The sequence below is a fragment of the Streptomyces sp. NPDC032198 genome, assembly GCF_040636975.1.
GTDB lineage: Bacteria > Actinomycetota > Actinomycetes > Streptomycetales > Streptomycetaceae > Streptomyces.
Genome location: NZ_JBEZVL010000011.1, coordinates 189,188 through 201,384, shown reverse-complemented (window position 1 = coordinate 201,384; position 12,197 = coordinate 189,188). Strand labels below are relative to the sequence as shown.

The 12,197-nt window shown below is 70.6% G+C and carries 11 protein-coding genes; 8 read left to right on the top strand and 3 right to left on the bottom strand.

Annotated features, from left to right (window positions below; translation table 11 throughout):
* The first annotated feature begins 61 nt into the window (after positions 1-61).
* The gene (locus tag AB0E78_RS28740) at positions 62-595 is read left to right on the top strand and encodes a GNAT family N-acetyltransferase (protein ID WP_361838228.1); all 534 of its coding nucleotides are present in this window, start codon (positions 62-64) and stop codon (positions 593-595) included.
* 37 nt (positions 596-632) lie between these two features.
* Here AB0E78_RS28740 and AB0E78_RS28735 read toward each other — a convergent pair whose 3' ends face one another.
* Positions 633-1,634 (bottom strand): NADP-dependent oxidoreductase, encoded by a 1,002-nt coding sequence (locus AB0E78_RS28735; RefSeq protein ID WP_361838225.1) that lies wholly within the window; start codon positions 1,632-1,634, stop codon positions 633-635.
* Positions 1,635-1,735: 101 nt separating this feature from the next.
* Here AB0E78_RS28735 and AB0E78_RS28730 point away from each other — a divergent pair, with 101 nt between their 5' ends.
* Complete coding sequence (locus AB0E78_RS28730; protein ID WP_361838221.1) at positions 1,736-2,719, top strand: LysR family transcriptional regulator; 984 nt, start codon at positions 1,736-1,738, stop codon at positions 2,717-2,719.
* Positions 2,720-2,941: 222 nt separating this feature from the next.
* Positions 2,942-3,070: a hypothetical protein gene (locus tag AB0E78_RS28725; protein WP_344520127.1), complete on the top strand. Its 129-nt coding sequence runs from the start codon at positions 2,942-2,944 to the stop codon at positions 3,068-3,070.
* Between the two features lie 20 nt (positions 3,071-3,090).
* On the opposite strand, the gene AB0E78_RS28720 is transcribed toward AB0E78_RS28725, so the two are convergent.
* The gene (locus AB0E78_RS28720; RefSeq protein WP_361838218.1) at positions 3,091-4,698 is read right to left on the bottom strand and encodes a metallophosphoesterase family protein; all 1,608 of its coding nucleotides are present in this window, start codon (positions 4,696-4,698) and stop codon (positions 3,091-3,093) included.
* Positions 4,699-4,848: 150 nt separating this feature from the next.
* Here AB0E78_RS28720 and AB0E78_RS28715 point away from each other — a divergent pair, with 150 nt between their 5' ends.
* From AB0E78_RS28715 to AB0E78_RS28705, 3 genes are all read left to right on the top strand, one after another.
* Entirely contained in the window at positions 4,849-5,889 is a 1,041-nt protein-coding gene (locus tag AB0E78_RS28715) for a 3-isopropylmalate dehydrogenase (RefSeq protein WP_361838216.1), read from the top strand.
* A gap of 245 nt (positions 5,890-6,134) precedes the next feature.
* A complete protein-coding gene (locus AB0E78_RS28710; RefSeq protein ID WP_361838213.1) occupies positions 6,135-7,232 on the top strand; it encodes a branched-chain amino acid aminotransferase in 1,098 nt (365 codons plus the stop codon).
* Positions 7,233-7,357: 125 nt separating this feature from the next.
* Positions 7,358-8,134 carry a class I SAM-dependent methyltransferase gene (locus AB0E78_RS28705; RefSeq protein ID WP_361838210.1) on the top strand — a complete coding sequence of 259 codons (777 nt, stop codon included), beginning with the start codon at positions 7,358-7,360 and terminating at the stop codon, positions 8,132-8,134.
* Here the strand turns inward: AB0E78_RS28705 and AB0E78_RS28700 are convergent.
* On the bottom strand, positions 8,115-9,557 hold the full coding sequence (locus AB0E78_RS28700) for a cytosine permease (protein WP_361838207.1): 1,443 nt from the start codon (positions 9,555-9,557) through the stop codon (positions 8,115-8,117). The two genes, AB0E78_RS28705 and AB0E78_RS28700, sit on opposite strands and share 20 nt — an antisense overlap.
* A 162-nt stretch (positions 9,558-9,719) precedes the next feature.
* On the opposite strand from AB0E78_RS28700, the gene ureA reads away from it, so the two are divergent.
* Both ureA and AB0E78_RS28690 read left to right on the top strand, forming a co-directional pair.
* Positions 9,720-10,484, top strand: coding sequence for an urease subunit gamma (gene ureA, locus AB0E78_RS28695; RefSeq protein WP_361838204.1), 765 nt, complete (start codon positions 9,720-9,722; stop codon positions 10,482-10,484).
* Positions 10,481-12,169, top strand: a complete 1,689-nt coding sequence (locus AB0E78_RS28690) for an urease subunit alpha (protein ID WP_361838201.1) — start codon at positions 10,481-10,483, stop codon at positions 12,167-12,169. The genes ureA and AB0E78_RS28690 overlap by 4 nt, the downstream gene beginning before the upstream one ends.
* Positions 12,170-12,197: the final 28 nt, after the last annotated feature.

The window sequence follows — 12,197 nt, the reverse complement described above, 5'->3', positions numbered from 1 at the left end:
GCGGCCCGGCCGCGGGCAAATCGGGGTGCGTACTCAGATATGCCCTGAGTACGGTGGACGGGTGACCACGCTGCGCACCGCCCATACCTGCGATCTCGATCCCGCCGAACTCCGCGCGGCCCGCGCCCTGATGGACGAGGCGTTCGACGGGGACTTCAGCGATCACGACTGGGACCACGGCCTCGGCGGCATGCACGCCCTGGTGCACGACGGCTCCGGCCTTCTCCTCGCGCACGGCTCCGTGGTCCAGCGCAGGATCCTGCACAACGGCCGTTCGCTGCGCATCGGTTACGTCGAAGCGGTCGCCGTCCGCCCCGACCGGCAGCGGCAGGGCCTGGGCGGGCAGGTGATGGCCGCCCTGGAGCAGGTGATCGACCGGGCGTACGCGTTGGGCGCCCTCTCGGCGTCGGACGCGGGGCAGCGGCTCTACCTCGGACGCGGCTGGCGGGAGTGGAAGGGCGCGGTCGGCACCCTCGGCCCGGAGGGCGTGGTCCCCATGCCGGACGAGGAACCCCCGCTGCTCTGGGGAGCGGGCGCCGCCCTCGACCCGGTGCACGAACTCCTCATCGACTGGCGCGACGGAGACATCTTCTAGCCGCTGAGCGGGTTCTGGCCGCTGAGCGAGCCCGCGGCTACACGGCTCCGGCCGCCCGCACGATGATCTTGCCCAGGTTCTCGCCCCGCAGCATCCCCAGGAACGCGTCCACGATGCCGCCGAAGCCGTCGACCACGGTCTCGTCGAGGCCGATGCGCCCGCTCTGCAGATGCGGCACCACGAACGCGTTCAACTCCTCCTGCACGTCGCGGTAATTGCTGACCAGAAAGCCCTCCATGCGCAGGCTCTTCTCGACGATGTCGGGGAGGTTGCGCAGGGCGTACGGCGTGTCGGTGCTGTTCTTCTGGGTCATCGTGCCGATGCGCACGATCCGCCCGTACGCGCGCAGCGAGGAGATCGCGGCTTCGAGGTGCTCGCCGCCGACGTTGTCCATATAGAGGTCTATCCCGTCGGGTGCCGCCTTGGCGAGCAGCTCGGCCGTCGCGCCCGTGTGGTAGTCGAAGCCCGCGTCGTAGCCGACGTGTTCCGTCAGATACGCGGCCTTCGCCGCCGTCCCCGCGCTGCCGACGAGCCGCCCCGCGCCCATCAGCCTGGCGAGCCGCCCGGTGGCCGTGCCCACGCCGCCCGCCGCCGCGGAGACGAACACGTCCTGCCCCTCGCGGAGTTCGGCGATGCGGGTGAGGCCGACGTACGCGGTCAGGCCGGTGCCGCCGAGGATGCTCAGGTGCGCGGAGAGCGGTACGCCGTCGAAGTGGGGGACGGCGCGGGCCTCGCCGGGGGTGACGACGGTGTGGGTGCGCCAGCCCTGCCGGTGGAAGACGATGTCGCCCTCGCGGAGCGCGGGGTCGCGGGACTCGACGACACGGCCGAGGGTGCGGCCCTCCAGGGGTGCGTTCAGTGCGAAGTCCCCGTCCATCATTTCGCGGTGGTAGGGATCCACCGACCAGTAGAGGTTCTCCACCAGGGCGGTGCCTGGTGTCGGTTCGGGCAGCGGGGACTCGACGAAGGCGAAGTGGCCGGGGGTGGGGAAGCCGTGGGGGCGGGCGGTCTGGTGCACGGTGAGTGCGGTCTCGGTCATGGCGGTGACCGTACGGAGGAATGCGGGGGCAGGGGAGAGGGTTGCGCTCATGGAACGGCCCGACCCATGAAGAGCCCTCATAGAAGCAGGTGAGACCCCCGATGGCTGCTCCCACGGACGGCACGACCGGCAACGCGAACAGGACCGCCACGTACGGCGCGACCGGCACCGCGAACGGGACTGCCGCCGCCACCGACCTGGCCCCGCACGAGCTGCGCATCCTGGTGGCCGTCGACCGGGAGCGCGGCTTCTCGGCGGCGGCCAAGGTGCTCGGGGTGACCCAGTCCGCGGTCTCGCACTCCATCCGAGGGACGGAGCGCAAGGTCGGAGCGGTGCTCTTCGAGCGGGGCCGCAAGGGCGCGACGCCGACCGCGGCCGGTGCCTCCGCCGCCGCCCACGCCCGGCGCGTCCTGCGGCTCCTGGACGCCCTGGCCGCCGAGGCCCGCGGCGCCGAGCGGGGCACGGTCGCGGGACCGCTGCGTATCGCCGCCTTCCGCAGTGTGGCCCTGCACCTGCTGCCGCCCGTCCTGGAACGCCTCACCGCCCGCCACCCCGGCATCGAGCCGCAGGTGCGCGTGGTCCGCGAACTCGGCGCGGGCACCGCGGGCGAGGTCGCCGAGGGGCGCGCGGACGTGGGCATCGCGACGATCGGGGCGACCTCGCCCGTGCCCGCGGGGCTCATCGGCGACGTACTCGTGGAGGAGCCCTACTCACTGGTGCACCCGGCAGGGCACCCCGACCCGCGGTCCCTGCCGCTGGTGGACTGGCACGAGAACTGCGGCTCCTACACCCGGGCGTGGTGGGCCGGGCAGGACTGGATCCCCAAGGCGACCGTGCTCACCGAGGACGACGGAGCAGTGCTCTCGATGGTGAGCAGGGGTCTCGGTATGGCGATCATGCCCGCGCTCTCCCTGAACGGAGCACCGGGCGGAATCGAGATCACCGATCTCGGTCCGGAGCGCCCGTCACGTTCCGTGGGCTACGTCACCACGCCCGAGCTGGCCGCCACCGTCGCCGTCCGCGCCCTGATCCGCGAGCTCAGAGCCGCCAGTCAGGGGGCAGGGGACGAAGCCCGTCTCAGATAGTAGGAAGTCCGAGTAATTGTGGAGACAGACGCTCCGTCCTCGCTTAGCTTTGTAGGAGCCGAACGTCTCGCTGGATCAAGCGAATGGCGGTCGTGAGCTGGAGCCCCACGCAGGCAACCCCTGCTGCTCCACAGCTCCCCGCCTTGGGGGTCTCCCCACGCCCATTAGGCAGTGGGGGAGTCTCGAAATCAGCCTGCCCTTCCCTCAAGGAGTGGATCTCTCATGGCCGAGACGACCGCACGCCGAGTCCGACACGCCTCCCGCAAGACCGATTCCGAGCGCAAGAACGCCGCAGCCGCGCTGCAGCGCGCCCTCGACCGCAGGGACAACGGCGGCGAGACGGGTCACTGACCCGCCCGCGCCCCCAAGCCCTACTTACCGCGCACCACCTCGAAGTGGTCCACGCGCTCTCCGCTCTCGGCGAGCGCGGAGACCGTCAGCTTCGGGTGCGCACCGGCCGACACCTCCACCGCGAGGAACGAGAAGCCGGTGTAGCGCACCCGTGACCACTCCACCGTGTCCGGGTCGGGTCGACGGGCCTTCGTCCAGTGGAACGACGCGATCGCATCCCGGTCGTGGACGTTCCCCTCGAAGCTGTCCTGCACGCCCGCCGGGAAGCTGTAGAGGTCCTTGCCCGCGCCGCCCGCGGTGACGTACACGATGCCGTCGCGCGTCGGATCGGTTGACGCGCCGACCGGCACGGGCTTGCCGACCTCGCCGTTCCGGACCGCGTCGGTCCGCTCGTAGACGTGGTTGTGGCCGTTGATCACCAGGTCCACCTGGTGCTTGGTGAACAGCCCGAGCCACGCGTCGCGCACCCCTCCGTCGGAGGCGTGCGTCGCCGTCGAGTACATGCAGTGGTGGAAGAAGACCACGACGAAGTCGATGGCGTCATCCGCGCGCAGCTCGCCCAGACGCTTGTCCAGCCAGGCGGTCTGCTTGCCGTCCGTATAGCCCTTGTTGGCGGGGATCTCGTACGAGACGTCGTTCGCGTCGAGAGCGACGACGCCGACATTGCCGTACGTGAAGGAGTAGACGCCCGGCGCGCTCTTCGGGTCGAAGCCGTTCTCCGGGAGCGACCAGCGGGCGGACTGGCCGCCGTAGCCGTTCGGCGAGTACCACGCCTCCATGTCGTGGTTGCCGGTCGTCACCATCCACGGAACCGACTTCGCCACGGACTCCGTCTGCGCCAGGAAGGTGTCCCACACCCGCGCGTCGTACGTGTCGGACTCCTTCCCGTGCCCGGTGCTGTCCGCATAGCAGATGTCGCCCGCGTGCAGATGGAAGGACGGGTTCTGGCCCAGGATCAACTGGTCGTTGGCGAGCGCGTCGTAGCTCACGCCCTGGTCGCCGAAGGCCGTGAACACGAACGTCTCCGGCGTCGCCGGGGCCGTGCGGAACGAGCCGATCGTCGCCATCCGCTCGGGCGAGGCGGGGTCGAAGCCGTCGTGGCCGACGCCGTAGTAGTACGTCGTGCCGGGCCGCAGGCCGTCGAGCGCCGCGTGCAGGTAGTACTGCTCGACCTTGGGCAGCTTCTTCGACAGGGACGGGGTGTGCAGATCGCGCACCTCCGCCTCGATCTTCCGGCTCAGCTCCCAGGGCTTCGGACCCACCCGCAGATACGGGGATTTCACCGCGAACGGCACCTGCCAGGAGACCCGCATCTGTGTCTTCGGGTCGGCCCCGAAGGCGAGATGCCGGGCGAAGGGGGCCACCATCCGGCCGTCGACCTTGACCGGGGCGGCGGGCGAGGACGGTGCGGTGACCGCGGTGAGCGGGCTCGACGCCGACGCGCTCTGACCGTGGGCGCTGCCCGAGCTGCCGGCGAGCAGGCCGATGCCGCCGACGGTGCCGGCGGTGGCGAACGAGCCGGCCAGGACTCTGCGCCGGGAGAACTTCGCGCGCAGGTACTCGTGCTGCTCCGGCATGCTCATCCCGGCCGCGAGCCGCTCGGGTATGCCGACATGGGGAGTGTCCATGGCAGGAAACTTCCCAGTGACCTCCAACTCCCGCCGGACCTGAGGATGAAGAGCGGGTGGCCATGCGATGGCGCCCCAGTGGCGTGACCAGGAGTGTCCGCATGTCGGACTACGCGTGTCATCCCCTGGGACGGCGAGTAGGGTGCTCGCATGTCTCGCAGCATCAATCTCGCAGTGATCCCCGGTGATGGAATCGGCCAGGAAGTCGTGGCCCAGGGGCTCAAGGTCCTCAATGCCGTCCTCCCGCAGGATGTGAAGCTGGAGACCAAGGAGTTCGACTTCGGCGCCAAGCGCTACCACGCGACCGGTGAGACCCTCACCGACGCCGACGTCGATGCCCTCAAGCAGTACGACGCGATCCTCCTCGGCGCGATCGGTGACCCGTCGGTCCCGTCGGGCGTCCTGGAGCGCGGCTTCCTGCTGAAGCTCCGCTTCCTCTTCGACCACCACGTCAACCTGCGGCCGTCGAAGCTGCTCCCGGGTGTCGCGACCCCCCTCAAGGGCGAGCCCGAGATCGACTTCATCGTCGTACGCGAGGGCACCGAGGGCCCGTACACGGGCAACGGCGGCTCGATCCGCACCGGGACCCCGCACGAGGTCGCCACCGAGGTCTCCGTCAACACCGCCTTCGGTGTGGAGCGCGTGGTCCGTGACGCCTTCGCCCGCGCGCAGGCCCGCCCCCGCAAGAAGCTGACGCTGGTCCACAAGAACAACGTCCTCGCCTACGCGGGTCACCTCTGGACGAACGTCTTCAACGAGGTGGCGAAGGAGTTCCCCGACGTCACCACCGACTACATCCACGTCGACGCCGCGACGATCTACCTCGTCACCGACCCGGCCCGCTTCGACGTGATCGTCACCGACAACCTCTTCGGCGACATCATCACCGACCTCGCCGCGGCCGTCTCCGGCGGCATCGGCGTCGCGGCCTCCGGCAACATCAACCCGAGCCGCGAGTTCCCGTCGATGTTCGAGCCCGTGCACGGCTCGGCGCCGGACATCGCGGGCCAGGGCAAGGCCGACCCGTCGGCCACCGTCCTGTCCGTCGCACTGCTCCTGCGTCACCTCGGCTACGAGGACCAGGCGGCGCGCATCGAGACCGCGGTCTCCACCGACCTGGCGGAGCGCGGTGACACGGTCCGCACCACCGAGCAGATCGGCGACGCGCTCGCCGTACGAGTAGCGGGCTGACCCGGCAGCTCATCCTTTTGGCACAGAAGCCGCCGGGTCTGGTTCACCACCCGGCGGCTTCTCGTATGCGGCTCCGGGTGCCACCATCGACACCTGGGCCGCATTCACGCTGTTTCTTCCTCGGCCCCCCGCGAGCGATAATCGAACGTGGGGCCGCGGAATGCAGGGTTACTCGGACGTCCTAGTACGAGAAGTACAGGCGTGAGCGCGGTCCGTCACCATCACACCGTGAAGGACTAGTACTCATGACGACGACGCCGACACCCACGATCGAGCTCAAGCCCACCTCCAGCCCGCTGTCGAAGGCGGAGCGCGAGGCGATCCTGGCCAACCCCGGGTTCGGTCGCCACTTCACCGATCACATGGTGACGATCAAGTGGACGGAGGGCCGCGGCTGGCACGACGGCCAGCTCGTGCCGTACGGGCCGCTCTCCCTCGACCCGGCGACCAACGTTCTGCACTACGCGCAGGAGATCTTCGAGGGCCTGAAGGCCTACCGCCGCCCCGACGGCTCGGTGGCGTCCTTCCGCCCCGAGGCCAACGCCGAGCGCTTCCAGCGGTCGGCGCGGCGCCTGGCGATGCCGGAGCTGCCGGTCGAGACGTTCATCGAGGCGTGCGACGCGCTCGTGAAGGCGGACAAGGCGTGGGTGCCGGCGCACGGCGGCGAGGAGTCGCTCTACCTGCGCCCGTTCATGATCGCGAGCGAGGTCGGGCTCGGCGTGAAGCCGGCCAACGAGTACCTGTTCATCGTGATCGCCTCGCCCGCGGGCGCGTACTTCCCCGGTGGCGTCAAGCCCGTCTCCATCTGGCTGTCGGAGGACCGCGTGCGCGCCGTCCCCGGCGGCGTGGGCGACGCCAAGACCGGCGGCAACTACGCGGCGTCCCTGCTCGCGCAGGCCGAGGCCGCGGAGAAGGGCTGCGACCAGGTCGCCTACCTGGACGCCGTGGAGCACAAGTGGGTCGAGGAACTCGGCGGGATGAACCTGTACTTCGTGTACGGGGACAAGATCGTCACGCCGACGCTGACCGGCTCGCTCCTCGCGGGCATCACCCGGGACTCGCTCCTGACGGTCGCCCGTGACCTCGGCTACAAGTCGGAGGAGGCGCGGGTGTCGATCGACCAGTGGCAGGCGGACACGTCCGAGGGCACCCTGACGGAGGTCTTCGCGTGCGGCACCGCGGCCGTGATCACGCCTGTGGGCACGGTCAAGTGCCGCTCGGGCGAGTGGACCCAGAGCGGCGGCCGGCCGGGCCCGGTGACGATGAAGCTGCGCGAGGCGCTGCTCGATGTCCAGCGCGGCACGGCGGAGGACCGCCACGGCTGGATGCACGACCTCGGCTGAGGGCTCGCAGCTCTACGTGACTCAAGGCCGGGCCCGGAAGTGCTTCTTCCGGGCCCGGCCTGTGCGCTGCTCCTTACGGACGGCTGCGGGGCCGCTCGGAGGGGGTGTGGTGGGACAGTGGGGGGATGTTGCGTGGGATCTTTGATGGGGATGCCGAGTTGTATGACCGGGTTCGGCCCCGGTATCCCGACGGGCTGGTGGAGGCACTGGTCCGGCAGGCGGACCTGGGTCCCGGCAGCAGCGTGCTCGAAATCGCTCCCGGCACCGGGCAGTTGACCGTGCCGCTCGCGCGGACCGGCAGCGCTCTCACCGCCGTGGAGCTGGGCCCCGCCCTCGCCGCCGTGGCCCGGCGCAATCTCGCGCCGTATCCGCGGGCCCACGTGGAGGTGGGCGAGTTCGAGACCTGGCCGCTGCCGGAGGAGCCGTACGACCTGGTGGTCTGCGCTACCGCCTTCCACTGGCTCGACCCCGCAGTGCGGGTGGCCAGGGCGAGGGAGGCCCTGCGGCCCGGCGGGACCCTGGCCGTGGTCACCACCGAGCATGTCGCCGGGGGCAGCGCGGAGTTCTGGATCGAGGTCCAGCGCTGTTACGAGCGCTGGGACCCCGACGCGACCGAGCCCGGCCTGCGGCTGACCCCGGAGAGCGAAGTCCACGCCGATACGGGCGAGTTCGACCGCGCGGACGGGCTCGGCCCCGTCACCGTCCGGCGCTTCGCGCGGGACATCACGTACACCGCCGACCAGTACCTCGACGTCCTGCGCACCTACTCGGGACACCGCGCTCTCGACGAGGAGACCCGGGCCGGACTGCTGGGATGTGTAAGGGAGTTGATCGACGGGACCTACGGCGGCTCCATCACCAAGCGGTACCTGCACGAGCTGATCACGGCGTCGGCACGCTGACCGCCGCACCGTCCTCCGTGCCCTCCGCGGCCACCGGCGCAGGCGCCCGCTTCCGCTCCAGGATCACGTACACCACCCCGCCCACCACACCCGACAGCAGGAAACTGCAGTCCACCCCGCCGGTGAGGGAGAGCAGCGGACCCTCGTAGGAGGGAAGCGAGACCGCCGAGAGACCGACCGCCGCGCCCAGGGCCCAGCTCACCGTCGCCGGGATGTTCCAGCCCGACCGGTACCAGTAGATCCCGCCCCTGGAACGGCGGTTGAAGACCTGGAGCGCCTCCGCGTCGTACACGCCCCCGCAGCGCGCGAAGCCGATCAGGGTGATCACCGCCCACGGTGTGCCGATCGCCGTGAGAAGGAGGACGAAGGACGTCATCGCGTCCTGCGCCTCCCACGCGTAGTGCCCCACGAACACGCACCCCGCGGCGACCACTGCCACCGTGTACGTCGCGCGGGCCCGCGACGCGCGCGGCAGGATCGCGTCCAGGTCAAGGCCCATCGAGTACAGCATCAGACCCGCGTTGCCCACCGAGCCCGCGGACGCGGCCAGGAGGAGCGGGACCAGGTACCAGGCGGGGGAGGCCGAGACCAGCGGCCCCGCGTAGTCGAGCGCCGCACCCGCCGCGTACGCCGTGAACGTACCGAAGAGCTGCGGCACGAGCAGCCCGGCAAGCAGTCCGGCCCAGGACGCCCGCAGTACCGTCCGCGAGCTGTGGCGGGTCGGGGAGACGTAGCGCGTGTAGTCGCCCAGGAGCGTGATGAACGCGATCGGGCCGCTCAGGCCCGCCGCCACGAGCGAGAGGAGCCACGTCGGCCAGAACGAGCCCAGGAGGTAGCCGCCGGTGTCGGGCAGTGCCGACGTCGTGAAGTCGGGGGCGTAGGCCACGGCCCCGAGGATCAGCAGGGCCGTCATGCCGACCGCGAGGACGCGTGACAGGCGCAGCAGTACCCGGTAGCCGTACACCGCGCCCGTCACCGTGGCGGCGGCAAGGAGCGCGTACACGATCCCGTACGAGAGGCCGCTCGGCGGGAGCCCCGTCAGGCGGTGCAGGACGCCGACCATCACGTCGCCGCCGATCCAGATGGTCAGCGCGGTGTAGCCGAGGGAGAGCAGGAGGCCGACGACCGAGCCGACCAGGCGGCCCCGCACGCCGAACTGGGCCCCGGAGGAGGTGGAGAGATTGGTCCCGGTGCGGAGCGAGACCAGGGCCAGCGGTGCGGTCAGGGCCGTGCCGATGACCGTGCCCGCCACCACCGAGGTGACCGACGCCCACCAGCCGAGGCCGAACGACACCGGCAGCCAGCCGAAGACGATCACTCCCAGGCAGAGGTTGGAGCCGAGCAGGATCGAGATGAGATCGCGGGGACCGCTGGTGCGTTCCCCGTCCGGGATGGTGTCGACTCCGCGCTGTTCTATCGGCATGAGGGTGCCCCTGACGCTCGATCGTGGCGGCCTGCGCACACAGGCCGCCGTTCGACTGTTTGAGTGCCGCTCAATGTGACCTGACCCCAGCTCGTACGTCAATGCTTCCGTTGCGTGGATCTCGTGGTTAGAGTGGTGTTCAAACGATGGAGGTGTGGTGGCGTGCGGCTTACCCCCACGGAACGCGACCGGCTGCTGCTCTTCGGGGCGGCCGAGCTGGCCAGGGCCCGCAAGGCGCGCGGCCTCAGACTCAACGTCCCCGAGGCGACCGCGCTGATCGCGGACACGGTGTGCGAGGCGGCCCGCGACGGGGCCAGGCTCGCCGAGGCGATCGAGCGGGCGCGCTCGGTCCTCGGGCCCGACGACGTCCTGCCGGGCGTCGCGGACGTGGTGACCGAGGTGCATGTGGAGGCCGTCTTCGACGACGGCTCCCGGCTCGCGGTCGTCTCGCAGCCGATCGGGGAGGGCCTCGGCAGTGCGGCCCCGGGCGCGCTGCTGCCCGGACCTGAGCACGCGGAGCTCGCGCCCGTCGTGACGCTCACCGTGCACAACACCGCCACCGTGCCCGTCTCCGTGACCTCGCACTTCCACCTCTTCGAGGCCAACCCCCGGCTCGACTTCGACCGCTCCGCCGCGTACGGCATGCGGCTCGCGGTGCCCGCCGGGTCCTCCGTGCGGTTCGGCCCCGGCGAGAGCGTCGAGGTCGGGCTCGTGCCGATCGGCGGCGAACGGATCGCGATCGGCTTCGCCGGTCTGGTGGACGGCCCACTCGACGCACCCGGCGCCAAGGAAGAGGCCCTGCGCAGGGCCGTGGCCTGCGGCTACCTGGGAGCAGGCGAAGGGGCAGGCGAAGGGGCAGGCGAAGGAGCCGACGGAGGAGCAGACAGAGGAACAGGCCGAGGAGCCGACGGAGGGGCTGACCGATGAGCATCGATCCTTACGCGTACGCGGCCACCCACGGCCCCCGCGCTGGCGACCGCGTCCGGCTCGGCGACTCGGGCCTGACCGTCCGGGTGGAGTCCGACGCGCAGAAGTACGGCGACGAATTCCTCGCCGGCTTCGGCAAGACCGCCCGCGACGGACTGCACCTGAAGGCCGCCGCGGTCCGTGAGACCTGTGACGTCGTCATCAGCAACGTGCTCGTCATCGACGCGGTGCAGGGCATCCGCAAGGTGTCGATCGGAATCCGGGAAGGCCGGATCCACGCCATAGGGCGGGCCGGTAATCCCGACACCCTCGACGGCGTCGACGTCGTCGTCGGCACCGGCACGTCGATCGTCTCGGGCGAGGGACTCATCGCCACCGCCGGTGCCGTGGACACCCACGTCCATCTGCTGTCGCCGCGCATCATGGAGGCCTCGCTGGCCTCCGGGGTCACCACGATCATCGGCCAGGAATTCGGGCCCGTGTGGGGTGTCGGGGTCAACTCGCCCTGGGCGCTGAAGCACGCGTTCAACGCCTTCGACGCCTGGCCCGTCAACATCGGCTTCCTGGGCCGGGGTTCGTCCTCGCACGACGCCCCGCTGATCGAGGCGCTCGCCGAGGGCGGCGCCTCGGGCTTCAAGGTGCACGAGGACATGGGCGCGCACACCCGCGCACTGGACACCGCACTTCGGGTGGCCGAAGAGCATGACGTCCAAGTGGCCCTGCACAGCGACGGGTTGAACGAGTGTCTCTCCGTCGAGGACACCCTGAAGGTCCTGGAAGGCCGCACCATCCACGCCTTCCACATCGAGGGCTGCGGCGGCGGGCACGTCCCGAACGTGCTGAAGATGGCCGGCGTGCCGAACGTCATCGGCTCCTCCACCAACCCCACGCTGCCCTTCGGGCGCGACGCGGTGGCCGAGCACTACGGGATGATCGTCTCGGTCCATGACCTGAAGACCGACCTGCCCGGCGACGCCGCCATGGCCCGTGACCGGATCCGGGCCGGGACGATGGGCGCCGAGGACGTGCTGCACGATCTGGGTGCCATCGGGATCACCTCGTCCGACGCGCAGGGCATGGGGCGCGCGGGCGAGACCGTACGCAGGACCTTCGCGATGGCCGGGAAGATGAAGGCGGAGCTCGGCCCCATGGACGGGGACGGTGAGACCGACGACAACGCGCGCGTCCTGCGGTACATGGCCAAGCTGACCATCAACCCCGCCATCGCCCACGGCCTGGCCCACGAGGTCGGCTCCATCGAGGTCGGCAAGATGGCCGACGTCGTCCTGTGGCGGCCCGAATTCTTCGGCGCGAAGCCGCAGTTGGTGCTGAAGTCCGGATTCCCGGCGTACGGCGTCGTCGGTGACCCGAACGCCGCGACCGACACCTGTGAGCCGCTCGTCCTCGGGCCGCAGTTCGGCTCGTACGGCGCGACGCCCGCCGACATCTCGGTGGCCTTCGTCGCGCAGGCCGCCGTCGACCAGGGCAACGACCAGATGCCCACCCGGCGGCGCCGGGTCGCCGTGCGGGGCACCCGGGGTATCGGCCCCGCCGACCTGCGGCTCAACTCCCGTACCGGCTCCATCGACGTCGACCAGCGCTCCGGCCTGGTCACGCTCGACGGTGACCCGGTCAGGTCCGAGCCCGCCGACTCCGTCTCGCTCAACCGCCTCTACTTCCTGTAGCGCTTCCGCCAGTCCTCTCCAGCTTCCG

Bases quoted from the DNA above. Each gene is read 5' to 3' on its own strand.
- AB0E78_RS28735 (WP_361838225.1), bottom strand. From the start codon at position 1,634: ATGACCGAGACCGCACTCACCGTGCACCAGACCGCCCGCCCCCACGGC.
- AB0E78_RS28730 (WP_361838221.1), top strand. From the start codon at position 1,736: ATGGCTGCTCCCACGGACGGCACGACCGGCAACGCGAACAGGACCGCC.
- AB0E78_RS28725 (WP_344520127.1), top strand. From the start codon at position 2,942: ATGGCCGAGACGACCGCACGCCGAGTCCGACACGCCTCCCGCAAGACC.
- AB0E78_RS28720 (WP_361838218.1), bottom strand. From the start codon at position 4,698: ATGGACACTCCCCATGTCGGCATACCCGAGCGGCTCGCGGCCGGGATG.
- AB0E78_RS28715 (WP_361838216.1), top strand. From the start codon at position 4,849: ATGTCTCGCAGCATCAATCTCGCAGTGATCCCCGGTGATGGAATCGGC.
- AB0E78_RS28710 (WP_361838213.1), top strand. From the start codon at position 6,135: ATGACGACGACGCCGACACCCACGATCGAGCTCAAGCCCACCTCCAGC.
- AB0E78_RS28705 (WP_361838210.1), top strand. From the start codon at position 7,358: ATGTTGCGTGGGATCTTTGATGGGGATGCCGAGTTGTATGACCGGGTT.
- AB0E78_RS28700 (WP_361838207.1), bottom strand. From the start codon at position 9,557: ATGCCGATAGAACAGCGCGGAGTCGACACCATCCCGGACGGGGAACGC.
- AB0E78_RS28690 (WP_361838201.1), top strand. From the start codon at position 10,481: ATGAGCATCGATCCTTACGCGTACGCGGCCACCCACGGCCCCCGCGCT.